Origin of the sequence: Actinoalloteichus hymeniacidonis, from assembly GCF_014203365.1 — a bacterium.
Classification (GTDB): Bacteria; Actinomycetota; Actinomycetes; order Mycobacteriales; family Pseudonocardiaceae; genus Actinoalloteichus_A; species Actinoalloteichus_A hymeniacidonis.
The window spans coordinates 1,358,321-1,384,581 of record NZ_JACHIS010000001.1; the positions used below are offsets into that span (position 1 = coordinate 1,358,321).

The 26,261-nt window shown below is 68.2% G+C and carries 23 protein-coding genes and 1 tRNA gene; 14 read left to right on the forward strand and 10 right to left on the reverse strand.

The window, feature by feature from the left end; all coding sequences use genetic code 11:
• Positions 1-93: 93 nt before the first annotated feature.
• Positions 94-167: transfer RNA gene (locus BKA25_RS06210), tRNA-Ile, on the reverse strand.
• Between the two features lie 156 nt (positions 168-323).
• Positions 324-932 carry a TetR/AcrR family transcriptional regulator gene (locus BKA25_RS06215; protein WP_069851398.1) on the reverse strand — a complete coding sequence of 203 codons (609 nt, stop codon included), beginning with the start codon at positions 930-932 and terminating at the stop codon, positions 324-326.
• Positions 933-1,022: 90 nt separating this feature from the next.
• On the opposite strand from BKA25_RS06215, the gene BKA25_RS06220 reads away from it, so the two are divergent.
• Positions 1,023-1,940 carry an NmrA family NAD(P)-binding protein gene (locus BKA25_RS06220; RefSeq protein ID WP_084643315.1) on the forward strand — a complete coding sequence of 306 codons (918 nt, stop codon included), beginning with the start codon at positions 1,023-1,025 and terminating at the stop codon, positions 1,938-1,940.
• 36 nt (positions 1,941-1,976) lie between these two features.
• Here the strand turns inward: BKA25_RS06220 and BKA25_RS06225 are convergent, their stop codons facing one another.
• Positions 1,977-2,405, reverse strand: coding sequence for a PPOX class F420-dependent oxidoreductase (locus BKA25_RS06225; RefSeq protein WP_069851396.1), 429 nt, complete (start codon positions 2,403-2,405; stop codon positions 1,977-1,979).
• 267 nt (positions 2,406-2,672) lie between these two features.
• Between BKA25_RS06225 and BKA25_RS06230 the strand changes: the two genes are divergently transcribed.
• From BKA25_RS06230 to BKA25_RS06245, 4 genes are all read left to right on the forward strand, one after another.
• A complete protein-coding gene (locus BKA25_RS06230) occupies positions 2,673-3,359 on the forward strand; it encodes a TetR/AcrR family transcriptional regulator (protein WP_069851394.1) in 687 nt (228 codons plus the stop codon).
• Entirely contained in the window at positions 3,356-4,234 is an 879-nt protein-coding gene (locus tag BKA25_RS06235; RefSeq protein ID WP_069851392.1) for an alpha/beta fold hydrolase, read from the forward strand. Before BKA25_RS06230 ends, BKA25_RS06235 begins: the two co-directional genes overlap by 4 nt.
• Before the next feature lie 90 nt (positions 4,235-4,324).
• Positions 4,325-5,212, forward strand: coding sequence for a hypothetical protein (locus tag BKA25_RS06240; RefSeq protein ID WP_069851390.1), 888 nt, complete (start codon positions 4,325-4,327; stop codon positions 5,210-5,212).
• A gap of 167 nt (positions 5,213-5,379) precedes the next feature.
• Positions 5,380-5,781, forward strand: coding sequence for a VOC family protein (locus tag BKA25_RS06245; RefSeq protein WP_311734453.1), 402 nt, complete (start codon positions 5,380-5,382; stop codon positions 5,779-5,781).
• Between the two features lie 59 nt (positions 5,782-5,840).
• On the opposite strand, the gene BKA25_RS06250 is transcribed toward BKA25_RS06245, so the two are convergent.
• Positions 5,841-6,590 carry an SDR family NAD(P)-dependent oxidoreductase gene (locus BKA25_RS06250; protein WP_069851388.1) on the reverse strand — a complete coding sequence of 250 codons (750 nt, stop codon included), beginning with the start codon at positions 6,588-6,590 and terminating at the stop codon, positions 5,841-5,843.
• Between the two features lie 237 nt (positions 6,591-6,827).
• Here BKA25_RS06250 and BKA25_RS06255 point away from each other — a divergent pair, with 237 nt between their 5' ends.
• The 4 genes from BKA25_RS06255 (at position 6,828) to BKA25_RS06270 (ending at position 10,479) form a co-directional block, all read left to right on the forward strand.
• Positions 6,828-7,427: a TetR/AcrR family transcriptional regulator gene (locus BKA25_RS06255; RefSeq protein ID WP_069853971.1), complete on the forward strand. Its 600-nt coding sequence runs from the start codon at positions 6,828-6,830 to the stop codon at positions 7,425-7,427.
• 198 nt (positions 7,428-7,625) lie between these two features.
• Complete coding sequence (locus tag BKA25_RS06260; protein ID WP_084643313.1) at positions 7,626-8,960, forward strand: cytochrome P450; 1,335 nt, start codon at positions 7,626-7,628, stop codon at positions 8,958-8,960.
• 301 nt (positions 8,961-9,261) lie between these two features.
• Positions 9,262-9,549: a hypothetical protein gene (locus BKA25_RS06265; protein WP_157421214.1), complete on the forward strand. Its 288-nt coding sequence runs from the start codon at positions 9,262-9,264 to the stop codon at positions 9,547-9,549.
• A gap of 564 nt (positions 9,550-10,113) precedes the next feature.
• Positions 10,114-10,479, forward strand: a complete 366-nt coding sequence (locus BKA25_RS06270) for a hypothetical protein (protein WP_069851386.1) — start codon at positions 10,114-10,116, stop codon at positions 10,477-10,479.
• A gap of 29 nt (positions 10,480-10,508) precedes the next feature.
• On the opposite strand, the gene BKA25_RS06275 is transcribed toward BKA25_RS06270, so the two are convergent.
• The 3 genes from BKA25_RS06275 to BKA25_RS06285 all read right to left on the reverse strand — a co-directional run bounded on the left by BKA25_RS06275 (position 10,509) and on the right by BKA25_RS06285 (position 14,985).
• The gene (locus BKA25_RS06275; protein ID WP_069851384.1) at positions 10,509-11,960 is read right to left on the reverse strand and encodes a WGR domain-containing protein; all 1,452 of its coding nucleotides are present in this window, start codon (positions 11,958-11,960) and stop codon (positions 10,509-10,511) included.
• A gap of 263 nt (positions 11,961-12,223) precedes the next feature.
• A complete protein-coding gene (locus BKA25_RS06280) occupies positions 12,224-13,486 on the reverse strand; it encodes a hypothetical protein (RefSeq protein ID WP_069851381.1) in 1,263 nt (420 codons plus the stop codon).
• Between the two features lie 314 nt (positions 13,487-13,800).
• Positions 13,801-14,985, reverse strand: a complete 1,185-nt coding sequence (locus tag BKA25_RS06285; RefSeq protein ID WP_069851379.1) for an FAD-dependent monooxygenase — start codon at positions 14,983-14,985, stop codon at positions 13,801-13,803.
• A 65-nt stretch (positions 14,986-15,050) separates the two neighbouring features.
• On the opposite strand from BKA25_RS06285, the gene BKA25_RS06290 reads away from it, so the two are divergent.
• On the forward strand, positions 15,051-15,635 hold the full coding sequence (locus BKA25_RS06290) for a TetR/AcrR family transcriptional regulator (RefSeq protein ID WP_236750353.1): 585 nt from the start codon (positions 15,051-15,053) through the stop codon (positions 15,633-15,635).
• Between the two features lie 96 nt (positions 15,636-15,731).
• Here the strand turns inward: BKA25_RS06290 and BKA25_RS06295 are convergent, their stop codons facing one another.
• Together BKA25_RS06295 and BKA25_RS06300 are read right to left on the reverse strand one after the other, a co-directional pair.
• Positions 15,732-20,444: a PDDEXK-like endonuclease domain-containing protein gene (locus tag BKA25_RS06295; RefSeq protein ID WP_172803852.1), complete on the reverse strand. Its 4,713-nt coding sequence runs from the start codon at positions 20,442-20,444 to the stop codon at positions 15,732-15,734.
• A gap of 443 nt (positions 20,445-20,887) precedes the next feature.
• On the reverse strand, positions 20,888-21,745 hold the full coding sequence (locus BKA25_RS06300) for an SDR family oxidoreductase (RefSeq protein ID WP_069851375.1): 858 nt from the start codon (positions 21,743-21,745) through the stop codon (positions 20,888-20,890).
• 62 nt (positions 21,746-21,807) lie between these two features.
• Here BKA25_RS06300 and BKA25_RS06305 point away from each other — a divergent pair, with 62 nt between their 5' ends.
• The 3 genes from BKA25_RS06305 to BKA25_RS06315 all read left to right on the forward strand — a co-directional run bounded on the left by BKA25_RS06305 (position 21,808) and on the right by BKA25_RS06315 (position 24,570).
• A complete protein-coding gene (locus BKA25_RS06305) occupies positions 21,808-22,818 on the forward strand; it encodes a helix-turn-helix transcriptional regulator (protein ID WP_069851373.1) in 1,011 nt (336 codons plus the stop codon).
• Between the two features lie 153 nt (positions 22,819-22,971).
• On the forward strand, positions 22,972-23,352 hold the full coding sequence (locus BKA25_RS06310) for a hypothetical protein (protein WP_069851371.1): 381 nt from the start codon (positions 22,972-22,974) through the stop codon (positions 23,350-23,352).
• Positions 23,353-23,532: 180 nt separating this feature from the next.
• Positions 23,533-24,570, forward strand: coding sequence for a hypothetical protein (locus tag BKA25_RS06315; protein WP_157421213.1), 1,038 nt, complete (start codon positions 23,533-23,535; stop codon positions 24,568-24,570).
• 35 nt (positions 24,571-24,605) lie between these two features.
• Here BKA25_RS06315 and BKA25_RS06320 read toward each other — a convergent pair whose 3' ends face one another.
• Complete coding sequence (locus BKA25_RS06320; protein ID WP_157421212.1) at positions 24,606-24,746, reverse strand: hypothetical protein; 141 nt, start codon at positions 24,744-24,746, stop codon at positions 24,606-24,608.
• Positions 24,747-25,194: 448 nt separating this feature from the next.
• On the opposite strand from BKA25_RS06320, the gene BKA25_RS06325 reads away from it, so the two are divergent.
• On the forward strand, positions 25,195-26,232 hold the full coding sequence (locus BKA25_RS06325; RefSeq protein ID WP_221312325.1) for a DUF418 domain-containing protein: 1,038 nt from the start codon (positions 25,195-25,197) through the stop codon (positions 26,230-26,232).
• Positions 26,233-26,261: the final 29 nt, after the last annotated feature.

Sequence of the window (26,261 nt, forward strand, 5' to 3'; positions counted from 1 at the left end):
CGTCGGACTTGACCGGACACATTCGGACCGGATGAAACCGGCCGCTGACCACGTCATACCAGGTCAGCGGCCGGTTTATGCAGTTCTGAAGAGTGGGGCGGGTGGGGCTCGAACCCACGGCCAAGGGATTATGAGTCCCCTGCTCTAACCGACTGAGCTACCGCCCCTCGATGCCCGCGCACATCAAGTTCGCAGGGCACCGCGAGGTGATCCTAGCGAGTTGGACAGAACCCCGGATCGCCGCGTCCATGATCGTCGCGGGCGTGCTCCGATGCCCGGCGTGCGCGCCGAGTGTGGCTTCCCGCCCAAGCAGGGAAACCGCGCTAGGCGTCGACCCTGGCGCCGAGTGCCCGCAGCAGGTGGTCGACGAGTTGTTCCAGGTAGTCCGGTTCGATGGGCGCCTGGCGCACGCTCACCCGCCAGTACAGCGGAGCACCGATTAGGTCGAGTGCGATCTCGATGTTGACGTCGTCCGGTAGTTCGCCTCGGTCGATGGCGCGGCGCAGCATGATGGCGCCGAGTTCCCTCCTGGGATGACACAGCAGATTTTCCACGGCCTCCGACAGCGTCGGGTCGTGGATGGCCTCCGCAGTCAGGTCGGGCAGTAGGCCCGAGTACCGGGGATGCACCAGCCAGGTGTAGGTCTCTCGCAGGCTAGCCAGCAGATCGCCGCGCAGTGACCCGGTGTCCGAGGCGTCCAGGGCGGTGACCTCGGATTCGGCGAGTACGGCGAAAACCATGTCCTGTTTGGACGGCCAGCGGCGGTACAGGGCGCTCTTGCCGACGCCCGCCCGTTTGGCGACCGCCTCCATGGACAGTCGCGCATACCCGTTCGCGGCGAGTTCGTCGAGGACCCCCTCGCTGATCGCCGCCGTGGTCTGCGGCTGCAGGACGGCGGCACCGGTCGGTGCGCGGCGGGCCTTGTCGTTCACGTCGGTCAGCTTACGGCTTGACGAATCGTGATCGACACGGCTAATTTTGGTCGGGACGGAACCGTTCCGTCCTTTTGTAAGGAGTGTCTGATGACTCCCTCGAACACCGAAGCCGGCCAGCGCTACCGGAGCGCCGATCACTCGGACCAAAGCATCCAGGCCTCGGCATCGGCGCTGGTCATCGGCGGCACCGGCACCACGGGGAGTCGAGTGGTCGCACAGCTGCGCGCTGAGGGCGCCGCCTACCGGTTGGCCACGCGGTCGCCTTCGGCGGACGACTCGGCGCACGTTGCCTTCGACTGGTTCGCGCCGGAGACGCATCTCCCGGCCTTGGCAGGCGTGGACCGCGTCTATCTGATCGCGCCGGTCGGCGTCGCAAACCCCATTCCGGTGCTGGAACCCTTTTTGCACGCCGCGCGGGAGGCGGGTGTTCGCCGAGTCGTGCTGTTGAGTTCCTCTGCGGTCACCGAGGACACCCCGGTGCTCGGCCAAGCGCATCGGTTGGTTCGGGAACTGCTGCCGGAGTGGGCGATCCTGCGCCCGTCCTGGTTCATGCAGAACTTCATCGATGCCGGCCACCCGATCGCGGAAGGCCTCCGCACCCGGGGCGAGATCGTCACCGCCGCCGGAACGGGCCGGGTCCCGTTCGTCGACGCGGCCGACATCGCGGCGGTCGCCGTGCGCTCGTTGCTGGACGTGGATCCGCCCAATGTCGAGCGGGTCATCACCGGGCCCGAAGCGCTGAGCTACGACCAGGCTGTGGCGATCATCGCCGAGGTCACCGGCAGGCCGGTCGCGCACCGGTCGGTCGAAGACGACGCCTTCGTCGCCCACCTCGTGGCCAACGGGATACCGGCAGAGTTCGCCGCCGTCCTCGGTCGCCTCGACCAGGGCATCCGGCAGGGCAGCGAGGACCGGACCACCTCGGTCGTCGTCGAGGTCACCGGACGGCAGCCCGGGTCGTTCCGGGAGTTCGTCACGGCCAACCGCGCGGCCTTCCCCGGCTGATCCGGGAGGAGAAGCTCTGTATCAACGGCGGAGTCACTACACCTCGGTCAGGTCCTTCTCAGCGATGATCTTCGTCGGAGTGACCCGCACGGTCATCATCCCCTCGCCCGCGTTGAGCCTGCCGTACTGCTCGGCCTGATCCTCGCCCATGTATCGGGCGGCGTTACGGGTCGACCAGTACAGGACGTCCTCGGGATCATCCTCGGTCGTGGTGGTGCCCTCCACGACCACGAAGGAGAACGGCGGGTCGTCGTCCTCGATACACAACGCCACCTGTGAGGTTCGCAGGAGATCGTGCCCCTTGGCGGAGGCGGCGCTGGTGACGAAGACCAGGTCGTCGCCATCGAGCACGAACCAGACCGGCGTGACGTGCGGGCTCCCATCGGCGCGCACCGTGGCGATCTTCGCGGTCCGGGTTCCGTCCTGGATGAAGTTCTCGTACTGCCGACTGGTCATCGTGGTCATCGCGCGGACACTCCTCGAATCTGGTCGATCCCTACTCCCCGGTCGACCCGCCGCCGTAGGCGCTCGCCATCGGCAGGCGTCGGGCCGCCGCCGGAGCTCGTCACGTCGGGGATGCCCGAACGGCCGCGTCGATGAAACCAGCGTGATCCGCCATTGATGGCGAGCAGTAAGAGACAGCCTCTGAACTGGCAAGACGTCGGATTCTCGGCACCTGCACCTCTCGTAGTGACCCATTTTGCTATTGTGGTCACTACGAGAGGGGGCCCGATGCCCAGACCACTGATCCCGCACCGTTCGGCCGTCATCCTGGACAACGCCGAGCAGTTGATCATCGCTCGTGGTTTCGATCGCACGACCGTCGCCGATATCTCGGAGCGCTCCGGAATCGGCAAGGGCGCGGTATACCGCGAATTCCCGAGCAAGGAGGCGGTCCTCGACGCCCTGCTCGCTCGCAGCATGGGGCGGCTGGTCGACGAGGTGCAGGCGCGCGTCGAGGAGACGACGCAGGCCGTGGGGTTGGCGGCGATCTACCGGATCGCCTTCCACGCCATGCGTGGCGAACCGCTGGTGCTCGCCCTGCTGCACGGCGACACCGACGTGCTCGGCGGTTACGTCCGCGAGCGCAGCGATGACCGTTACGAGCGCAGGCTCGCCTGGGTCATCGAGTACATCGGCGAGCTCCAACAGGCAGGCGTGGTCCGCGCGGAACTGCCCGCCGACGCGGTCGCGATCGCCCTGAGCTCCCTCACCATCGGTCTTCTCTCGATCGGTCCGCTGACGGGCGGATTGGGCGATCGCCAGCTCGAGGCCGCGCTGGACGTGGTCGTCGAGCTGGTCGAACGAGGGCTGGATCAGCAGGCGGACGACGACGGGGCATCGGCCAGGACAGCGCAACTCCGGCTACTCGACCGAGTACGCGGCCAGTTGCCGACCGCGACGGAAGGAACGACATGAGCGACCGAACGGATGCATTCGCGAGTACCGAGATCGAGTGCGCCGAGGGCAACCTCCGCGTCTACCACGCAGGCGAACGGGGCAGCCCGGTGCTGCTGTTGAGCGGTGCCGGGGTGGACAACGCCATGCTCAGCTGGAGCAGGCTGATCCCCGACCTCGCCCGCAATCACCGGGTCTTCGCGCTGGACTGGCCCAAGCAGGGCAAGAGCCGACCGTGGAACGGGGTGGCCGACCACCCTCGGATGCTGCGCTGCATCACCGAGGTACTCGACCACTTCGACCTGGCCGAGGTCAGCCTGGTCGGGATGTCGCAGGGTGGGGCGCTGACCCTCGCTTACGCCATCGAACACCCCGAGCGCGTGAGCAGCCTGGTTGCGCTGTCACCCGGCGGCATCATCTCCTTCCCGCCCGTGGTGCACCAACTGTTGTGGCTGATCGCGAAGGTGCCGTTCATCGGCACCGGCATGATGACGCGGATCTTCCGACACCGCAGCGCCTGTGCCTACCTGGCCAAACACGGACTCTTCGCCGGGCCGGTCGACGACTTCGAAGAGGTGGTCGACCAGATCCAGCAAGAGGTACTGACCGGTGGCGGCGGGTCCTCCGACTGGCAGAACGCGTCGATCGGCTTCTGGCGGATGAACGTCGATCTGCGGCCCCGCCTGCCCGAGATCGTCTGCCCGGCGCTGTTCATCCAGGGCGACAAGGACGTCGGGGTTCGGCCCAAGCACACGATCCGCGCGGCCAAGCTGGTCCCGAATGCACGGCTGGAGATCCTGCCCGGCAACGGGCACTGGTCCAATCGTCAATCGCCGCATCTGGTCAATCCGCTGGTCGCGGACTTCCTGGCCGCCGATCCGGCGTCCCGAGGCTGACCGGGCACGGGCGGCCTCCGCCCGGGTGAGCGCGGCGGACACGTCCGTTCCGTACAAGAACGACGGCGGTTCGCGGCGCACGATGACGAGATGCGTGACCTCACTCGGATCTCCGAATTCATCACCACCCATGCTCGACTGCTCGACCGGCGCCGATTCGCCCTGCTGATCGGCGCCGGACCCGAGGAGATCGCCGGGGCACTGGCCGCCCTGGCCTGCTATCGGAATCCCGACGGCGGCTATGGCTGGGGGCTGGAACCCGACCTTCGCTCGTCGAGCAGCCAACCGGTGAGCGCGCTGCACGCCTTCGAGGTCTTCGAGGGCATCGGCGGCCCCACGTCGGATGCGAGCGCGTTGTGTGACTGGCTGGCATCGATCACGCTGGCCGACGGCGGCCTGCCGTTCGGATTGCCGATCTCGGACTCCACGGGATGCGCACCGTACTTCGTGGACACCGATCCGACGGAATCCTCGCTGCACATGACCAGCATGCTCGCCGCGATCGCCCACCGGATCGGTCGCTTCGACCCCGGGGTCCGCGATCACCCCTGGCTGGCCACCGCCACGTCGTATGCCTTGCAGGGCGCGCGGCGTTCCGACGGTTCCGGGCACGCCTTGGAGTCGCTGTACCTACTGCACTTCCTTGACGCGGTGCATGAGGTGGTGCCCGAGGCCGCCGGTGAGCTGCGGCGATTGGGTGGGCTGCTGCCGTCCTCCGGCGTGCTGCCGGTCGGCGGTGGCCTCGAGGACGAAGCGCTGCACCCATTGGATTTCGCGCCGCTACCCGACCGGCCGATTCGAGCGCTGTTCGCCGACTCGCGCATCGAGTCCGAACTGGATCGGCTCGCCGCGGATCAGCGGGAGGACGGCGGGTGGAGCGTCGACTGGGCCTCGTTCTCCACGGCGGGCGCCCTCGAATGGCGTGGCTGGGCGACCGTGCGGGCGGTGCGGATCCTGGCGGCCAACGGTCGCGACTGACCCGAAGCGGCTAATCCGCGCGTTCTCACTCGGTCGGGCGACGTGTGTCCGAGGCTGGGTCGGTCGGCTGATGCGAGGCTGAATCGAGTCCGTCTCGGACCGAACCCGCTGGTCGGTAGGGGTGTCGACGGCTATCGGGTGTCAAGCAGCCGCAGAGAGAAAGCGAGATGTCGATGGCCATGAAGGTCTTCGTCAACCTGCCCGTTCGCGACCTCGGTGTGTCGACCGGGTTCTACCAGGCGCTCGGATTCGTCGTTAACCCCCAGTTCTCCGATGAGAACGCCACCTGCATCGTGATCTCCGAAGAGATCTACGTGATGCTGCTGGTGCACCCCTTCTTCGCCACCTTCACCACCAAGGACGTCGCCGACGCGACCACTGACACCGAGGTGATCACCGCGTTGTCCGTCGACAGCCGCGCCGAGGTGGACCGACTGGTGGACAAGGCCCTGGCTTCCGGCGGCAGCACCGCCATGTCGCCGATGGAGGACGCGCCGATGTACCTGCGGAGCTTCCAGGACCCCGACGGGCATCAGTGGGAGATCGTCTACATGGAGATGGGCGAGTAACGCGACGGCCCGAGGACGATCGGTCGTCCGGGCAGGCCGCCGCGTTGCACTGCGTTCCCTCAGAGATCGACGATCGCCCCGGCGGAGATGTTGACCGTGGCCGAGGTCATCGCACCCGCCCGATCCGAGGCGACGAACGCGGCGGCATTGCCCACCTCGGCCAGGGTTGCGGCCCGCTTGAGCAGGCTGGACTCGGCGATGCCTGCTTCGATGGCGCCCCGCAGGGCGTCGTCGGCGGCGATTCCCTCCGGTATCCCGCCGCTGACCAGGGTGACGACGCGAATGCCGTGTTCACCGAGTTCGACCGCCCATTGCCTGCGCACGCCCTCCACCGCGTCCAGCGCGATCTTGAAGCCGCCCAGGCCGGGCATCGTCTGTGGTCCCGACCCGCCGAAGGCGAGGATCACCCCGGATCGCTGCGGGATCATGTGCCGCGCTGCGGCCCTGGTGGTGAGGAACTGGGTCCGGGTCGCGGTGACGATCGGCGACAGGAAGTCGTCCACCGAGATCTCGGTCAGCGGTTGTTGGACATCGCCGTAGCCGATGACGTTGAACGAGATGTCCACCCGGCCCATGCGCTCGACGACATCGTCGACGAAGGCGTCCACGGCCTGTTCGTCGAGTGCGTCGAGCTGCGTGGCCTCGGCCCGGCCGCCTGCCGCTCGGATCTCACCGGCGATGTCCGTCGCGCGCGCCTCGGTACGGCTTGCCACGAACACGGCCGCACCTTCCTTCGCGAAGGCGGTGGCCGCAGCGCGGCTGATCGAGCCCGCCCCGTAGAGGACGGCGATCTTGTTCTCCAACAGCATCGAAAGGGCCTACCCTTCTCGGGCCGGAGCGAGGTGGACGGGTGCCCGCCGCGTCGGCTGGCGTCCTCGGGAACCGGCGTGATCTGAACGGGAATGTCGTCGACGCGAGAAATGCCACGCTCGTCATGCTGGGCGATATCGGGAGAATCGCTTTCGACCGTAGCCCCGGGGACCGACAACGCCTGTTGAGAAGACGTGATTTGCCAGCGGGGGTGTCCCGGCAGCATCGTCATGTGGATGACCAGTGTGTCGACACACTCTCGCCCCCGTAAGCAGCGCGCCGCAGACGCGGCGATCGAGGTGATCGCCGATTCCGGGCTTCGGGGATTGACGCATCGCGCGGTGGATGCGCGGGCGGGACTGCCCGAGGGCAGCACCAGCAGTTGTTTCCGGACGCGTTTCGCTCTGCTCTCCGGGGTGGTGGACCGCCTGGTCGAGTTGGAGGAGACGTGGGCGGCGCAGTTCCCGACCTCGGGCTGGGCCATCGTCACCTCGGACGACATCGGTCGGATCGTCGATGTCTACACCGAACTCCTGCTGCATTGGCTCGGGCCGGCCCGGTCGCGCACGGTCGCGCGTCTGGAGCTCTACCTGGAGGGGGCGCGCCGCCCCGAACTGGTCGCTCGGCTGGATACCGCGAGCCGGTACTTCATCGACATGGCGGCGGCCGGAATGCGGGAGGTCGGCATCCCCGATCCGCAGGAGTCGGCGCGGGTGCTGGTCGCCCAGCTGGACGGGCTGATCTTCAGTGCGGTGACGCGCCCCCTCCTCGGCGGCACGGATCGCGAGTCCCTGCGCCAGTCGGTCCTCACCGTGTTGCGGGGCTTCCTGCCCTGACCCGCGTGTGAACCTCGCCGGCGACGCCGGTTTCGCGATTCGTGCTCGGCAGGGCGGACCAAGGGGTCTACCTGCGGCGATCGTGCCTTCGACGTTCGGTCGGTCACTTTCCTCGCCACCGCTGTCTCGACCCGTCTTGCCTCGACTACGCTGATGTTGCTACAAATGTAGCGAACACGGGGTGGGGGAGTACGGACGATGTCGAAGAACTCGATCGGGGAACGGGCGGGCTCGGGCGGAGGCGGGACGGATGCGGTGACCTACCCGCCCGGCGACACGCTGTTGGCGATGCATCGCCGCTTCGGGCCGTTGATGCGGCTCGGCGTGGGCCGGCGCGGCTTCGTGTATCTGATGGGGCCGGAGGCCAATGCCTTCGTCTTCGCCAATGCCTCGCTCTTCCAGACCAGGGAGGCCTTCGAGGTACTGGTGCCCGTCAGCGGCGAGCGCTCTCTGCTGCTCAGCGACGGCGATGTCCACCGCAGACGGCGCAGGCTGGTCGCCCCGGCGCTGCATCACCGACAGATCGACGGCTACCTCGAGATCATGGCCAACCAGGCCGACGCGGCGTTGGACGGTTGGCGACCGGGGAGCCGGGTGGACGTCTACCAGGACTTCCGGGCCGCGATTCGCCGCACCACCATCGAATCGCTGTTCGGCAGTCGACTCGCGGCCGACGCCGACTTCTTCGGGAACCGGCTGCAATCGCTGCTGCGTCTCGTCGACGACCTGCCCACCATGCTGGCGTTGCGCCGCAGCCTCGGCACTCCGAGGTGGCGCGGTGCGATGGCCGACCGGGCCATGGTCGACGAGCGTATTCACGCCGAGATCGCGCGGGTGCGCAGCGGCGCGGTCGACGGCGACGACAACGTGTTGGTGAACCTGGTGACGGCCAGGGACGAAGATGGCGATGCGCTCAGCGATATCGAGATCCGCGATCAGATGGTCTCGCTGATCGTGGCGGGTTACGAGACCACCAGCGGGGTGTTCGGCTGGGCGGTGCACGCGATGCTGAGCAACCCGGGAGTCTGGGAACGCGCGGCCGCCGAGGTGCGCGATGTGTGCGGCGACCGGGCTCCGACCAGGGAGGATCTCCGCCGGTTGCCCTATCTGACCGGGGTCATGAACGAGACGCTCCGGCTGTGGCCGCCCGCGGTGATCTCCGCGCGCAAGATCGTGCAGGACTTCGAATACGCCGGTCGCCGGATTCCCGCCGGGCCCATGATGATCTTCAGCCCCTATGTGACGCACCGGCTCCCGGAATTGTGGACCGACCCGTTGAGTTTCCGCCCGCAACGCTGGGATCCGCAGGACCCCGACTACCGCAAGCCGGGTCCGCACGAGTTCCTGCCGTTCGGTGGGGGAGCGCATCGCTGCCTCGGATCGACGATGGCCACCACGGTGCTGACGGTGATGTTGGCCAGGCTGCTGAGCCGGACGACGCTGCGTGCCCTGCCCGGTAAGCCGAAGGCGGTCAGCTTTGCCGCGATGCGCCCCAAGGACGGGATTCCGGTGGAGGTTCTGACGAGTCGGTGAGCGTTGCGCTCCATCATGGGCGGTCCATCGAACAGGCCATGCACCCTAGCTCCGGCTAGGCGTGGGTAGCAGGCCTGCCTCGGTCGACACGCCCCGGGACGCGCGGGGACAACGGGTCGGTCCGGGGGCGGGCCGATCCCCTCCGAGCGGGGATTCGACATTCGAGGGGTGTTGTCGAATCGTGGGCCCGGGCTCGTCGCGGTGGCGATGAGCCCGGACCCCGCTCCACCGGGCTCGACCCGCAGTTCCGCCACGAACGCGCTGCTAATTGAGTTATTCACCGAATCATCCTCTTCTCCCGATGACCGCGTTCCTCTCTTGCGGCACCGGGGACTCGACTGGTGGTGACTTCTCCGTCGCCGATCTTTCCAGCGGGGGTATTACCCGGTTATTGACCGCGCTGGAGGGCCTTGCCGACCAGCCCGGCGCCCGCCGTGATCGTGCTCGACGCGCGTGGCATCGCCAGTCGGCGCCGCAGGCAGGCAATCGCGCGTGGGTGGGTTGCCTGCATTCCCATTCCGCTTCCCGGCCGGTTTTCCGCGCCGCCGTCACCGGCATCGATGAGTTGAATCTCGCAGGTAAACGGTGAATTGGGTGTTTTTTAGTTCGAAGGTGTAGACCAACCGTTGTGGTATGGGGCATACTCTGTGTTGCTCGTTTCCGGTAAGACCCGTGCGTTCTCTGGTGTCCCCTTCTCGCTTCGTCCCGTGGCGTTGAAGAGCGATCGGAGTCGATGGCGTCCTACAACCGGTGATCGTCTCAGGTGCACTCCTCGGCTTCGATTCGCCGCTTTGTCGGCATCCTGTGGACCCGGACGATCCTGGTTCTCGACTGTCCTCGACCCGGGTCGCTCCCGCCTGCGCTTCGTTGCGTGTTGGGTGCTCCAGTGCTGAGTGCCGCCCATTTTCGCCGGTGAATCCGGCCGACGAGCAGCGTATTCCGGGAGTTCGACGGCGCATCGACGTCCCTGATTTCCTGCAGCCTGGTCATGTCTGTGACCAGCTGTTATGCGGGATGAATGGGACAGTCGATCCGTTGTCGACCCCGAAGTGCGCACCCCTGTCTTGTTTCCGCGCGTGCGTGTGTCGGCACTCGAGAATTGATGAGTCAACGACTTTCCTCGTCGAATCCCAAGACCAAATCGGAGCTTCCAGTGACCTCGGTAGACGATCTTCTCGACAAACTACTCAAACGTGGATTTCAGTTCTCCCGCGCGCCGGGAGACGACGCTGTTCCGTTCACTTTGGTCGCCACCTTCGGCTGGTCCGGCCATATCGATGCGTTGCATGTCCGATCCGAGGACGATGCCACCGCCTGGCGATCAGAGGACGCCGCTACGGGCGGAATCGGACGGGTGGTATGGAGTTTCGACGGAACTTTCGAGGACGCGGTACTGCAACTCCTCGGGCTTCCCGATCCGAGGACCCGAGGCGCCCCGAGGCAACCCGCGCGGGTGTCCGACGGGGTCTACCTCCCCCGGCAGTATCGACCGCCGAGGGGAGGGAGACGATTGCGTTGAGCCAATGAGCCGAAGGAGAGTTCGGATTCTCAGAGCAAACGCCGGATCTCGCCCCTGGCGCGGTAGAAACCGCCGCGCTCGGATGGCAGTACCTCGGTGACCAGATAACGCGCTCCGGGCACCCGAATGTTCTTCGGGAACTGGACTCGCCACGTCGGATCGAATCCGGGGGTGATCACGCGGATTCGAGTGCGCGAACCATCCTGGATACACTCGACCTCGATCCCGCCGGTCTGCTGTGCCTGGGTGACCGTCACGGTCTCGATCTGCGTCGTCGGGGTGACCCGTTCCCACCCGGTGGCCTTGATGTCCGCGGCCATCGGGACGTTGCCGTCCTCGGCGTCGCTGATGGCGCTCTCGGAGGCATCGATGCATGCCAGGGTGCCCCGAGTGGTGACGATGTACAGATGGCCCTCGTGGTACTGCATGGAGAACGCCGAGCCGCAGCCGGTGCCCAGTTTCCACAGCCGGGTGCCGTCGGCGGCGAAGCAGTAGACCGAGGAGGAGCTGTCGCCTGCGAACACGTATCGCCCGTCGGGCGAGGTCGCACACGAGTAGACGGAGGTGTCGCACTTGTAGCGGGCGCGCTCGGACCCGTCCCGCTTGTCGATCGCGTGCACCATGCCCCGCGAGGTGCCCGCGAAGACCTCGGTCCGCTCCTGCCAGCCGAACAGGACCTGGCCGCCGATGTCGGTGTGCCACACCCGCTCGCCGTCCCGCGATCCGTAGCGCGTGACGCCCCGGTCGTGGCCGTGGTAGACGCCGTCGTCGTCGCAGCGGACCATCCAGCCGTAGTTGCCCGTGCTGTTGCGCCGCCACTGGAACTCGTCCTCGTGGTCGACGGTGGTGATGCTGCCTGCCCGGTCGGAGACCCCGAGGACACCGTCGTTGATGTCCAGCCAGTAGATGTCGACGTCCTCGGAGATCTCGTAGGCGACGTGCGGCACCTTGCCACCGAGGTCGTAGACCCGGCCGTCGTCGCAACCCGCGTAGATCCAGAAGTCATCGGAGACGATGCACTTGACGCCGTCGGGCAGGCCGTACCGGCGAGTGACGGTGCCATCGTGGTCGAGGGTGTAGACATCGCCGGACTGGTTGCCTACCCAGACGCTCCGATCGTCCACATAGATCCCGAAGGCCGCAGCGCCGGAGTCGAAACGCCACAGCACCGGGGCCTGCCGTGCTGTCGATCTCGTGCTGACGATCTCCCGCCGGGTGACCGTTCGCCGCTGTCGCACCCCGCGCACCGCCGGGGCATAGCCCTTCCTGGTCTTCTCTCCGATCTTGCGCGCGGCGGCGGCCAGAGCCTTGTCGTGACTGGCGAACGAACTCGTCCGCACCTGACCACGCTCGCCGATGCGGCCGTAGGTGATCATCACCTCGGTGCCGGTGACCCGCACCTCGTAGAACTTGTGCGAGCCTGCGTCCTCGGACAACTCCAGGTAGGTGATCTGGTCGGCCTGGCCGGCGCTGCTGGACATTGCTGACGCTCCCTCATGGGTCCCGGTGCCTGCGAGGCCGGAGGGGCCGCACATGCGCTGTGTGACCGCAGACTAGAACCGATCACCGACATGGGGGATGGTCTTGGCCGGAGTCGCTCGCCAACTGCGGCAAAGGGAATGCCCCCGCACCGCTGAGCGGCACGAGGGCATCCTCGTCGGGCTGGCATAGGGGTACCGGCTGGCTCTTCACGGGTCGCGCGCGAGGGGCTCGGCGCGCCCGTGGCGGAGCACCGGAGGAGGGATCAGGACGGTTCGACCTCCGTGGACACCGAGGATTCCTCGCTGTCCACGATGGAGTCCTCCGGGAGGGACTGGGTGACCGGCGGGGCGATGGTGATCAACGCGTGCGTGCCCTCGGCGGAGGACATCACGCCGGTCTCCAGGTTCTCCACGTAGCTGATCACCGCGTACTCGCCGGGCGGATAGTCGGCGGTGAAGGTCATGATGCGTCCGGGGGAGATCGGTGCGGACCCGTTGCCCGAGCCGATGAACGGCGAATCGACCTGCTCGGCCTGGGCGCCGCCGCCGATGCTCTGGAAGAACCGGTCGAGGTCCTCCGGGGTCGTGCCGGGGCGGACCGGCGCGAGGATCGCCTCGTTGTGCTGCCCCGACCAGTTCATCAGCACGATCGGCCTGCCGGAGGTCGGTTGCCCGGTCACCTGGAACCGGGTTCCCTCCGGGGTGTCGGCGATGGTGATCAGCGCGCTGGACGCGGTCTGCGCATCGGAGGACTGGACCTCGCCGGACTGGACCAGTTCGCCCGCCTCCCACTTCCACTCCCACTGCTGGGAGAAGACGATGCCGTGGTCCCCGGCGATCTCGATGATCTGCTGTCGGCTCGGTCGGGCGTCCGTGCTCGGCTCCTCGGGCCGCTGCTCCCAGGTCGAGGTCGACAGCGGGTCGAGGTCGGTCGTGTCGACGCCCGGTGGCTGCATGGCGGCGTGCCGACCGGAATGCGGCGACCCGACCGCGACCTCGGCCGGACGGCTGTCGGGCCCGATGTTCGCCAGCGCACTCGGCAGGCTTGCGGCGGTCCAGCCCACGTCGACCGGACGCACCCGCTCGGCGAGGTCGGGCTCGGTGGCATCCTGCACATCCACCAGGTAGTGCCTGCCCGGCATCACCACCATGTCCACCGTCACGGGGATGTCCTCGACGATCGCCCCGCCCAACAGCTGGACCGACTCGGCCATGGCGCGACGGGCTTCGAGGCCGGCCTCGTCGTCGTCGCCGTAGGCGGTCCGCAGGTTCGCCAGGTAGTCCTCCAGCGATTCGCCGCGATTCAGCCGGATCAGGTGCAACCAGGTGCCCTCCGGGTCGTCCGTGCTGATGTTCAGGGTCGCGTTGCCGGCTGGCAGCGTGTCGGGCGCGGTGGTGATTCCGGTGGAGCTCACCCGGATATCCACCGAGTCGTCGATGGGCGGTTGCGCGATGGCGGGCGGAGCCTGAAAGCCGGCGACTACCAGCGTGATCAGCGCTCCGACGAACAGGGACCGTCGTCTCATGGGGTTACTGTGGCGCCGGGTAAGTCGAGTCGCGCTCTGAGGTCGGGAGCCGGTCTCATCTTCGGCTTGCACTGCCGCTCGGCGGGTCCGACCGTCCGTCCGTCGGACGACAGACCCGCCGCAGCTCCGGCATCGACGCAGGTAGTCGACCCGAATCAACCGGAGGTCCCTGGTGGATTCCGTACTCGGCTCCCACGGTGTCGAGGGTCGGGGGCGGCCGATGTCGGGATGACCTTTTCCGTCGAAGCGGTGAAACTCGGCCCCGGATGGGGCGACCCCCGGTCGAGCAGCCCGGGGCCGGCCGGCGACGGTGGTCAGTCGGTGGCGCGGTCGGGCACTCGCGGAGGTGTCCACGAGGCGAACCGCCCCATGGACCGCAGGGAGAGCCGATTCGGCACGAGGCTCATCGCCGTGTCTCGCAGCGCCGCGACCGCCGGATTCCGGATTCCCATCCCGAAGCGGCCGAGTGCTCGCGACGCCCGGGCGACGGCCTGGGTCCTCGGCAGGCGGAGCCGGTCGTAGTCGGCCAGGGCCGTGGTCACGGCCTGCGGATCCTCGACATCGGTGACTCGGGACAACACCGAGGCCAGCACGACGGCGTCCTCGATCGCCTGACAGGCCCCCTGCCCCAGATGCGGCGTCATGGCGTGAGCGGCGTCGCCGAGCAGCGCTACCCGACCCCGCACGTAGGAGCTGAGCGGTCGGCCGAGGAAGGCGATGTCGTGGTGGAGCACCTCCCGGGCGGGGGTGGCGGCGATGACCGAGGGGATCGGGGCATGCCAGTCGGCGAACCGGTTCTGCACCGTGCTCTTCTCGTCGGCGAATCGTCGACCCGCCGGGGCGAGCTCGGCGGCATACCAACAGACCCGGCCGTCGCCCAATGGGATCGTGCCGAACTCGGCCCCGCGTCCGATGCTGACGGTCATCTCGACGTCCTCGGCGGGGCTGCTGACGCCGCGCCAGGCCGTCCACCCGCTGTAGGCGGGCTGCGGGTGTTGTGGCCAGAGCTGCCTGCGGACCCGGCTGTTCATGCCGTCGGCGCCGATGAGCACATCGATGTCGCCCAGGTCCTCGTGTCCGGCGATCGCCGGGGCGGTGGCGTTCGAGACATCCTGGACCTGGGCCCCGAATCGGAAGGTCGTGGCGGGCAGCGCATCGGCGAGCAGCTGGTGGAGGTCGCCGCGATGCACTCCGAGTACCGGTCCGCCGAGGGCCTCGGCTCGGCCGGGGCCGTCCCAGCTGCTCAAGCGGCGACCGTTGGCGGCCCGAGCACCGCCCGGGCCCTGCTTCGCGATCGCATCCTCGAAGGGGGCGCCCAGGCCCAGCTCGCGTAGGGCGCGCAGGGCATTGGGCCATAACGTCAGCCCGGCCCCGATCTCGCTGAATCTCGGCGAGCGTTCGAGCACCGTGACCCGCCAACCGATACGTCGAAGGCCGATGGCGGCACTCAGCCCGCCGATGCCGCCGCCGACGACCACCGCGTGTCCTCGTCGTCCCATGACCACTCCTCTACATCCGTAGAGTTTTGACTCTACAGAAGTAGAGTGCCGGTACTGTGTCGCGGGTGGAGACGACAGGATCGAGCCGGATCGAGGTGATCACGGCCGCCGCCGTCCGCCTGCTCGCCCAGCATGGGATGCGCGGGCTGACGCACCGGGCCGTCGACACCGAGGCAGCACTGCCACCCGGGTCGACGTCCTACTACGCCCGAACCCGATCGCGACTGCTCGAGATGACCATGACGCGCTTGGTCGAACGGGAGATCGGCGAACAACAGACCCGGCTCGACACCGTGGACCACGCCGATCTGGACGCCGTGAGCGAGGCCGCCGCGGAGTTCCTCCACGGCTTGATCGTCGCCGATCGGGTGTGGACGCTGGCGCGCTTCGAATTCGCCCTGGAGGCGACCAGAAGCCCCGAACTACGGGAGCTCTACGACCGCAGCAGCGATCGGATCAGGACGGCCGCCCGGCACATCATCGTGGCCGCCGGATCGACCGAGCCCGACCGACACACCGACGTCCTGCTCGCCTGGTGCGACGGCACGCTCTTCTACTTCACCGGCGGCCGAGGTCGCGATCGGACACCGGAGCGCGCGCAGCTGGCGGCGGGACTACGCGACGTCCTGCGCGGCCTGTTGCACCGCTGATCGAGACTTCGCCGAGGGGACCGGACGGCTACCCGGTCCGGCCCGACAGCGGCCCGCCACCGGCAGCACACGGGTGGCGGGCGGTACGCAGACCGGTCAGACCCGATCCGCGTCGATGACCCTGCTGTCCACCACCTGGCCCTCCACCACGCGGGGCGGCTCGCCGATCTCCATCTCCCAGCTGTCCAGATCCTCCGGCGTGCTGGGGTTCGTGCTCGTGGTGGTCCGTCGCTGCCTCGGCCGGCCGGCGGCAGCGCCGGTCCGCGCCGACGCCGTGCCGACACCATCGGTCCGATTCGCCTCGTCCTGATCCGGCGGATCGGTCTCCGGCTGCGGTCCAGACTCGGCTGCGGGCGACGGTTCGGCCGCCCTGGCCTGAGCGGCCTGCGCTGCCTGGGCGGCCTGAGCTGCTTGAGCCGCCTGCGCGGCCCGAGCCGCCTCGGCTGCGGCCTCGGCTTCCTGCACCTCGGCCCACGCCTGGGCGCCGCCCGCTCCCGCTCCCTCGAAGGGCTCGATGCCCAGCTGCTTCAACCGGGCCCACAGCGGACGCAACGCCGCCGCCGGATCACGGTGGTAGTTCGACTCCCGCACCCGCCAGAACCGCCAACCGCAGCGCTTGAGCTCCTGCTCGCGGTGCAGGTCGATCCGGCGTTGTTCCGGCGTCGAGCGGAACGCGTCGCCATCGCACTCCACGGCCAGCCTGCCCGCCAGCCCCGTCACCACCAGGTCGATCCGACGGCCGTTGCTCTCCACCTGCGGCTCGACGTGGAAACCGCGCGCCGCGATATCGAGGAACACCCGCTGCTCGAACAGCGAATCGAAGGCCTGATGCCGGTCGGTCCGATCCACCCCGGTGAGCATCATCGGCACCGGAACGGACCCGGTGGACTCCACATAGGTCAGCAGCGATCGACGCAGGTCGCCCTCGCGCAATCGACCGATGTCCACCGAGTGGAACAGCCACAGCTGGTCCTGCGCCCTGGTCGCGGCCACGTTGAACCGCTGCTGGAACTCGCGGCGGCTCAACGCCTTGAAGCGCTGGTCGGGGGCGACCACCATGGACAGCCACACGACATGCCGCTCGTCGCCCTGGAAGTCCGGCGGCGTTCCCACCCGCAGACTCGACCGTTCGAACTCCTCGGTGCTCACCCGGTCCAGCAGCATCGAGTTGATCAGCTCCGCCTGGGCGTGTCCCTGCAGCGTGATCACACCGAAGGTCCGATCCGCGTAGGCCGGATCCGCCAGGCACGCCACCACCGAGTCCACGATGGCTGAAGCCTCCGGCGGATTGGTCAACCGCAGTCCGGTGCCTTCGACGTAACCGTCCTCGACGTGGGTGGACCGCAGCGGCGGGAGTCGATCCGCGCCGAACTGCCGCACCGGCTCCAGCGGCGCATCCGAGTAGAACTCGTTCGACGACCAGTTGACGATCTCGGGCATGCTCCGGAAATGCTCCCGGAGGCGGATCACCTGGCTGAACCTGGTCCGTAGCAGCGAGAACGCGCTGGACTGCGGGGTGAACTCGGTGCGCAGGTAGTGCGGCAGATCCGGGAGTTCGGCATCGAGCCGGTCGAACACGGCGTCGAGCGCCCCGCCACTGACCTCCGACGGCGTGCACTGCCGATCGTCTCCGACCACGATCACCCTGGGCGCCAACCACAGCAGGAACAGACTGGTGATACTGACCTGACTCGCCTCGTCGATGATCACCACGTCGAAGGCGTCGGGCTGCGGCGGCACCGAGTCGAGCACCTGGCGGATCGGCATCACCCACGCGGGAACGGCGTCCTGTGCGATCCGCATCGCCTCCCGTGCCGACTGGCGATAGCGCGCCGCGTACTTCCCGGTGCCCTTCCCGAGATTGCTCATCGCCGATCGATAGGAGCGAAGTGCCTGGGCCTGTTCCTCGGTCATCCGATCGAGACACGCCTGCCACGCCCGCACGGCCACCAACCGGGTGGTCACCAGCACCAGATCCTGGTCGGCGGCGGTCAGCGCCTCCTCCAGCTCGGCCTCCCGACCCGGCTCGACCTGCCGATCGACCCAACTGTCGGCACAGGCCCGCGCCCAGGCGGCCTCCCAATAGGCCAGCCTGCCGGTCCACGCGTCGTCGCGCGGTGTCTCGCGCAGCCTGGTGAACAACACCGGGGCGGACTCGCGCAACCGCTGCGACAACATGTCGCTCCGAAGCTGGGCGGCCTGCTGCTCACGCGCCATCGACAGGTCTCGGCGGGCCTCGGCGTACCGCTCGGCGTCGACCTCGATCATCGCCAGACCCAGCCGGGTCAACTCCGGCGGTCGATGCTCGGCGGGGACCGCCGCAGCCAACCGCTCGGCGGCCGCCTCCAACTCGCGTCGCGCACCGACACCCCGTCGATGCTCCGCCACCGCCATGACCGTGTCGCAGGTCCGCCGCAGGCCCGCGAGGCTGTCCAACCGGGGCCTACGGGCCACCGGGATGCCTTCGAGCAGCTCGACGAGCGCGTCGCGTGCCGACAACAACGCGCGCAACTTCGCGCACGCCGTCCGCAGATGGATCAGCCGCTGCACGGCGGCCCCCGGTTCGGCCGGGACCACCACGGTGATCCCGGTCGGGGCGAACGCGGCGGCGATGTCCCGCGCGATCGCGACCATCCGCAGGTAGGCGGCTGCGATCCCCGCAGTGCGCGCATCCGACACCGGCTCGCCCTTGACCAGCACCGATTCGGCGTACTGCTCGACGGTCTTCTGCTCGCTGCTGCGCAGCAGCCGCTTGGGCCGGTTCCCCGCCCCGAGGTGCTCCGCCCAGCGTTCGAAAGCGGGTCCCGCGGTGAACGGATCGACGCTCTCGGAGATCTGCACCGGAACGAAGTCCAGCCGCCGCTCGGCCTCCTCGGCCTTCTCCACCAACGACAACCGCTCGACGGCGCGTTCCCAGCCGTGTAGCGACTTCTCACTGAGCAGCGGATCGACCTGCGACAACGCCCATTCCCGGTCGACGGGCAACCGATCCAACTCGGCCCAGGCGTCCATCACCCGCTCGCAGACCGGTCCGAGCCGGTCCAAGCGATCGTCGTCCAGCGTGCCCAGCGTCTCGACCAGGGTGCCCGCCTCGCCGGTCCGGGCGGCGCGGCCGATCGCGACCAGATCCGATAACTCCGCGACCCGCGAATCGGCGAGCAGTAGCTCCGCAGGCGGGAACTGGTGCATGCGACGGGATTCCCGCGCCGGATCGGTGTGGGCGAGCAGATCGATCAGCTCGCGCAGTTCGCCCGCGTTCAGCGGCGGCGGGCCCTCGACCGGTCCCGGGATCCAACGGATCTCCTCGGGGTCGTTGGTCAATCTCCTGGCGATCGCGGCGAGGGTGCCGCGATAACCGGGGGCCACCTCGGGATGCTCGACGAGTTCCGACTCCCGCAGTTCCCGGATTCGTTCGAGCAGGTCGGCGCGATGGCGACGCAGCGCCTCCCGCAGGAAGGTCAGCTCCTCGATCTGCCGCGAGGTCTCCCGAGGATCGTGGTCGCTCTTGCGGCCTGCGATCGTGCTGACACTGCGATCGAACGCCGCGTCGCCCTTGACGTTGTCACCGGTCAGCGCGACGCAGAGATCCTGGATCTCCGGGGGAAGCTTGTCCCGCAGCACCCGCAGGGCCTGGTTCTTCTCACTGGTGACCAGGACCCGCTGGCCCCTGGCCAGCAGCGCGCTCACCAGGTTGGCGATCGTGTGGGTCTTCCCGGTTCCCGGTGGGCCCTCCACGACGACGCCGTCGTCGCTGGACAGCGCATCGATGATCTTGCGTTGTTCGGCGTTGGCGGGGAGCGGGAACAGCGGCTCCTCGACCGGATCGGCGACGGGTTCCGTCGACTCGCCGAACCAGGTCACCCGATCGTCGGTCTCGATCGGCTCGATCAGCTGGGCCAGTCCCAGCGGAATCGGCGTCGACGGCTCCGCGATGGCCTGCGTGATGCGGTGGTAGTACTGCTGCAGGGCGAACGCGCCCCGTCTGCGGGCCAGCAGCGCGGGTGCCAGGGACAACAGCGGTTGGTCGCCCTCGGTCGGCGCCCATTCGGCGTCGACGGCGATATCGATCTGCGCGGCCCGACCGGCCCATGCCCGCAGGAACTCCGGAATCAACGGATCCAGCACCGAACCGACGTCCTCGACGAGGCGGTGACGCAGCACCGGGTCGGCGGTTTGATCGAACCAGCGTTCGCCGTGCAGGACCTCGTCGGCCTCCAACCGCACCCGGGCCTCGACGTCGAGTGTGCAGACCAGATCGCCGCTGTCGGCGTCGCGCTCGATGCGGATCGGCTGGCTCAACAGATGGATGCGCAACGAGGAGTCGTCGTCCGGGTCCGGCAGCTGCAACAGCCCGCCCGCCAGGACCAGTTCGATCGACTCGGGTTGATCGGCGCCCAGCCGGTGCATCTCGAACAGCCGGATGTGGAGTTGACGGACTGCCTCGTTGCTCGCCCAAGGCCGCCAGGTGCGTTCCAACCACCGCACATAGGCGGAGGGGACGTCGGGGGCCTGCGAGATCGGGACGAGTGTCTCGGAGCCGGGCAGCATCGCCTGGGTGTTCAGCGTCGGCTCGGCAGGCAACATTCCCTCGCCTGCCGGTCGGTGAATCCAGCCCTCGAGTTCCTCGGGCGTCGCGGGTTCCGGCTGCTGCGGCGCATTGGGTACGCGCAGGAGTACCTCGCCGGGGGCGACTGGTTGCGCGATCTCGGCGATGTCACGGATCTCCGCGAGCCACAACGACTTCGGATGCCTATCGACATGTCGAGCCGGTCGGGACCGTGCGATGGACAGACGGCGCATGAACGCCATCAGGCGGGACACCTTGTCGCGTAAGGCAGGGTCGTTCCGTCGGTTGAGCAATGAGGTCATCCTCGAAAGCCGTGAGCCGATCGCGATGGGGCGCGGACTGCTCGGTGAGCAGGGCCGGCGGGCGTCGATGAAGACAGGGCCGGGCCTGCCGGTCGGTCTACCACCCGTTCGGCCGAACAATGATCACGCAGGTGCTACAAGCTGGTCAAGGGTCGGCTGCATGGTAGTGCTCTCGGGTGATGTCGTCACGCTGACGGTACCGGTTGTTCGGCTTCGGGCGGTGCGGTAATCGGCCACTGTGGTGTGTGGTCACGGCAGTGGCGCGGAGGATGACGATGATCTTCGCTGCGGATGGCGGGCTTCGGGTCGGTCGGGTCCATCGTGGACCCGACCGGTTCTGTGCTGCTGCCCCGAGGCGTGCTCCGGCTGATGCGGTCGCGTGGTCAGCCGCCGAACGCCGCCGCGTTCTCCCGAACCCACTGGGCGAAGGTCCGGGCGGGCCTGCCGGTGACCTGTTCGACGGTGGGCAGCACGGTGCGACCCGATTCCGGAGTCTCGGTACGCACCGCCAGGAAGAACTCGATGTCGGAGTCGGAGAAGCCGCTCTGCCGCCAGGCGGCGACGATCTCGGGGGTACTCAGCTCGACGAAGCGGACCTCGCGGCCGAGCGCCTCGGCGATCGTGCGGACCTTCTCGGGTGGCGTCAGTACCTCTGGCCCGCTCAGCAGGTACGTCCGCCCGGCGTGTTCGTTGCGCTGCCTGCCGCCTGCGGTCAGCGCCACCGCGGCCACGGCGGCGATGTCGGCGTCGTGGACCATCGCGCTCAACGATTCGGGGAAGCCATCGCGGACGACGCCCTCGGCACGCACCGATTCCGCCCATTCCAGTGCATTGGACATGAACTCACCCGGTGCCAGGTGGGTCCAGTCCAGCCCGCTCGCCTCGACGGCCTTCTCCAGCGGGCCTGCCGCGAGGTCGCCCTTCAATACAGTCACCCGTCGGACGCCCGCCTGTTCGGCCAACGCGACGATCTCGGCACCATTGGTGAGCGGGGAGTAGTCCGCGCCATCGAAGGTGATCAGGTGGATGGCATCGACGCCGTCGAAGGCCGCTGCCAGGCCGGTGCCGTCGGCCAGGTTGCCCGCCATCGCCTCGGCGCCCTCGGGCAGGTCGGCTCGCGCGGGATCGCGGGTGAGGGCGCGGACTCGGTGCCCGTCGGCCAACAGCGCTTCGACCAGGGGACGTCCGACGTTGCCGGTGGCACCGGTGACGAGGACGGTCAGGGTGGTGTGTTCGATCATGGCGGGGACGCTAAGCCGGTTCGCGGTCGGTTTCCGGCCTCGATCCCGGTCAGACTGGCCGCATGTTGGAGACCTCGGCTCGGCTGCTGCGCCTGCTGGACCTGTTGCAGAGCGGTCGGGAATTCGCCGGTTCGGAGTTGTCGCAGCGGCTCGGGGTGAGTCCCAGGACGGTGCGCCGCGACGTCGACAAACTTCGCACGCTGGGCTATTCCGTCAACGCCATCGGCGGCGTCGGCGGTGGCTATCAGCTGGCCTTCGGGGCGACGCTGCCGCCGCTGTTGCTCGGCGAAGACGAGGCGGTGGCCATCGCGGTCGGGCTGCGGATGGCGTCGGTGGGGGCGATCACGGGCATCGCCGAGAGCTCGGCGCAGGCCCTGGCCAAGCTGGACGGGTTGCTGCCGTCCCGATTGCGACGTCAGGTCAACACGCTCAGCGCCGCGCTGGTGACGATGCCGCTGCGCGGCCCCACCGTCGCCTCGTCGACCTTGACGGCGATCGCCTCGGCGGTGCGGGACCGCGAGCGACTCCGACTCGACTACGTCTCCTACGGGGGAACGTCGACGTTCCGCGAGGTCGAGCCCTATCGCCTGGTCCACAACGGACAGCGCTGGTACCTCTTCTCCTGGGACGTCGAGCGATTGGACTGGCGGACGTTCCGAGTGGACCGGTGTTCGCTGCGTGTCCCGAACGGCCCCCGCTTCGACCCGAGACCGCTGCCGCCGGGCGACCTCGCCGACCATGTCGCCCTCGGCACCACCACCCGTGTTCGGCGGTATCAGGCGGTGCTGACCATGCATGCCTGCGCCGAGGCGGTCGGCGACGAGGTGCCGCCCACCCTCGGGGTGGTGGAGGCGATCGACGAACGGACCTGCACGCTGCGTATCGGTTCGGACAGCCTCGATCAACTCGCGGCCTGGGTGGCGGCCTTAGGTTTCGAGTTCGAGGTCCGCGAACCACCGGAGCTTCTGGAACACCTGCGTGTTCTCACCGGCCGACTGAACAGGGCGGCCTGGCCTGGCGGGGACGGTCCCGGCCGGACGAGCGCGGTGCCGGGCGATCAGAGGCCCGACTGAACGGACACGGTGCTGTGCGCCTCGTCGCTTCACCGTGCGTCGATCATTTCCAGGGTTCACCCACCTGATCGAGGGACATAAACTGCACTGGGTCGTTAAACTGTTGCCCAGCGTGAGGGTGGTGGGGGCTGCCCGAGCAAGACAGGGGGCGGGGTGTCGGACACGTACGAGATTGATCCCGAAAAGCTTCCCCAGGCGATCGCGGACCTGGAGGAGGCGTACGCGGCGGCCAGTGCATTGCGCAACCGGGTACTGGACTTGAGCGCGAACAAACCGGGGAACGGTTCGGACGAAGTCAGTATGAACGCGGCCGAACAGTTGAATCGGTTGGCGAGCGACCCGATGATCGACTCGCTCAGCAGCACGCAAGAGGCTCTATTGGCGGCCCTCGGGAAGACGATCGAACAGTTCAAGGAGATGCTGGCCGAGTACCTCGATCTCGAAGAGGTCAACCAGATTCCGGATTACGATCTCCCGGGCACCGACACGCCGCAGAGTTCATCCTGGGCGGTATCGGAGAATCGATCTCCGTAACCCTGCTGAGTGTGCTACCGCGATGAGCGGCACCGATCCTCAGTGCGCCCCGGCGCCCGTCGCCGTGGCCCTAACACACCTCAGATGAGTCGAAACGGCTGTTCGATAGGCAACTGGCCACCGTGACAGCCAGCCGGAGAATGTCAACCGTTCCATTTGATCGGGGGATTCATGCCTGGCTTGACCGAGCGCTTGCGGACCACGGCTGCGAGCTTCGAGAACCGGACAGCTTATGAACTTCGAAATCAGCTGGACGCTGTCGGCTATGGCGGGGATTTCGGTAAGGCTTGGCGCGAATGGGTCGAGGTCGCCTACGATTTCGAGTACATCGGTGAGTACCTGGATGCCGCCATCAAGAAGGCTGCGGCGGCGCATAGCGGACTCGCGGCGGATGCCTCGCAGAATGCGGTCACACCGCTGGCCGAGTTCACCAGGCAGGCTAAAGAACAGGCATTGGCCATCGGCAGCGCCGTCAGCGGTCAGGGGCTGAGCCACAAGGTGGTTCGCCGGGCCGCGCCGTTGAACCCGGCCCCCGGACCGCCCGCGAAGGAGGGCTTCGAGAACGTCCTGCCATCGAGCTGGACCGGGCACGGCGACCGGGTGGAACACTACGAGGACGAGAACCGCGCTGCTCGATCGGCGATGTATGCCTATCAGGACGCCTCCAACGAGCAGCTGCGAAGCTTCCCGGTGTTCGATCCGCCGCCCGCCGTCGAGTATCGGGTGAGCGAGGCCGTCCCCACCCTGCCGAACGCCGACGACGAGCCCAGCGTGCAGCCGTCCTCCGTTGCAGGCGGTGTCCGAAGCCTCCCCGGCGATGCAGGGATTCCGGTGTCGCCGAGCGGGATCCCGGCCGAGCGAGCCGCTGGCGGCGGGCAACCGAGGTTCGTGTCCGGCGGCGCCGGGTCCAGCGCAGGAGCGGGCGCTTTCGGTCGCGGCCGGACCCATTCCGACACCGGCGGCAACCTCGCACCCCGCCGCACGACCGGTTCCGCCAGTCCGACCGAGAGCGGCAGGCCCACCGGCATCACCCCGACGGGCGGCGGACCCGCCCCGACGGGCGGCGGGATGCCGGCCGGTCGTCCCACCGGAAACAGCGGCGACGGCGACGGTGGCGGCGGCATGGAGCTGGAACACGAGCGCGCCAGCTACCTGGTCGAGAGCGAAGACCTCTTCGGCGACGGACGACAGGTGGCTCCGCCGGTCGTCGGAGGCTGACCCGATCGGCACAACGCCGCACCGGTTGACGGCTTTCACCCCGCGAAGACCCGAGGCTGCGCGAGTACCGCTGCGCAGCCTTCGGCATCCACGAGGCGTTCCGCGACGGTGGCCGCCGCGAGTTCTGGCGGCAGCGCCGCGGAGAACTTCAGTCCGGTCAGGGCCTGTTCGTCCATTCGGGCGCCTGCGGCTCGGGTGCCCGCCGAATCAGCTCCCCGATCTCGGCCAAGGACAACTCGGGGCGTAGCCGCAGCCGGAACAGCACGGTTCGGCCGAATCCCAGCAACGTCGCGCCCTGCCGATCTCGCTCTATCCGGCATCGAGCGGGATGAGGTCGTTCGTGGAGCCGGTGACGGTGACGGTGATGGCGTGGTCGTGCAGGCGTCGACGGGTTCGATCTCCGGCGATCGCGCAGGACTGTGGGCTTCCGGTGTGACGAGGCGTCGATGGGTCGATTTCCGCAGGTCCGCACGGTCGCCGCTCCCTTGGGCGGCAGCGCGGCAGAGGACCCCGTACCGAGACGGAGGAGCAGCTTCACCTCGGCGGTCTCCACCGCTGGTACCGGTCGTGTCCCGGTCTCGCGGCCGATGCGCAGCTCACCGTGCCCCGGCAGGATGATCGTCCATGTCGACGTCACCAGGGCAGGGCCGAATCGAGTCGGATCAGGACCGATCGAACCCGCCCGGCCCAACCCCGTCCGCCCGCCGCATCGCCGCCCTGGACGCCCTTCGAGGATTCGCGCTCTGCGGCATCATCTTCATCAACATTCCGCAGACCCTCGACATGCTGCCGGATCTGGCCGCTGCTCCGGACGGCCTGCGGATCTTCGTCCTCGGGCGGTTCTATCCGATCTTCTATCTGCTGTTCGGCGTCGGCTTCGGGTTGTTCCTCCGCTCCGCAGCTCGGCGCACTGATCGACCTCGAATCCTGTTGCTGCGACGATTGGTGGCCTTGGGTGCTGTCGGCGCGTTGCATCACCAACTCCAACCGGGCGAGGTGCTGCTGCCCTTCGCGATCACTGGCTTGCTGGTCCTGCTGCCGTTGAGCTTCGCGTCGACTCGCGTGACGCTCGTCCTCGGTCTGGTCCTCACGGTGGCGGGGTTGGCGGCGGGTGTCGGCGGGCTCGCGCTGCTGCCGGGGTTGTTCGCCATGGGCTTCGCGATGGCGGCATCGGGCACGGCGGAACGCCTGCCCAGCCGCGCCGGGGTACTGGCCAGCGCGGTGGTGGTGTCCGCCTTGGTTGCCTGCCTGTCTTATTGGTTGGTCACCTCGGTGGTGCCCGCAGTGGTGGCGCAACGGTTGGGCCTGGTGTTCTCATTGGCCATGTCGCTGGGATACGCCGCGCTGTTCCTGCTGCTGTTGCACACACCGCTGGGTTCGCTGCTCTCCGGTGTGTTGGCGCCCCTGGGTCGATTGGCCTTGACGAACTACCTGACGGCGACGGTGTTGTTCGTGGTGCTCGGCGAGCTGCTCGGGCTGCGTGGTTCGGCGGACTGGGGCACGGCTGCGCTGCTGGGAGCAGGCATTCTTGCTGTTCAGGCCGTGTGGAGCCCGTTGTGGTTGCGGGCTTTCCGCTATGGTCCGCTGGAGTGGGTGTGGCGGTGCAGCACGTATTGGCGGTGGCTGCCGATCCGAGACGCGGCCGGGGGAGGGCATCGGTGAACAGCCGGTTTGCGGGGCTCGCCGGTTTC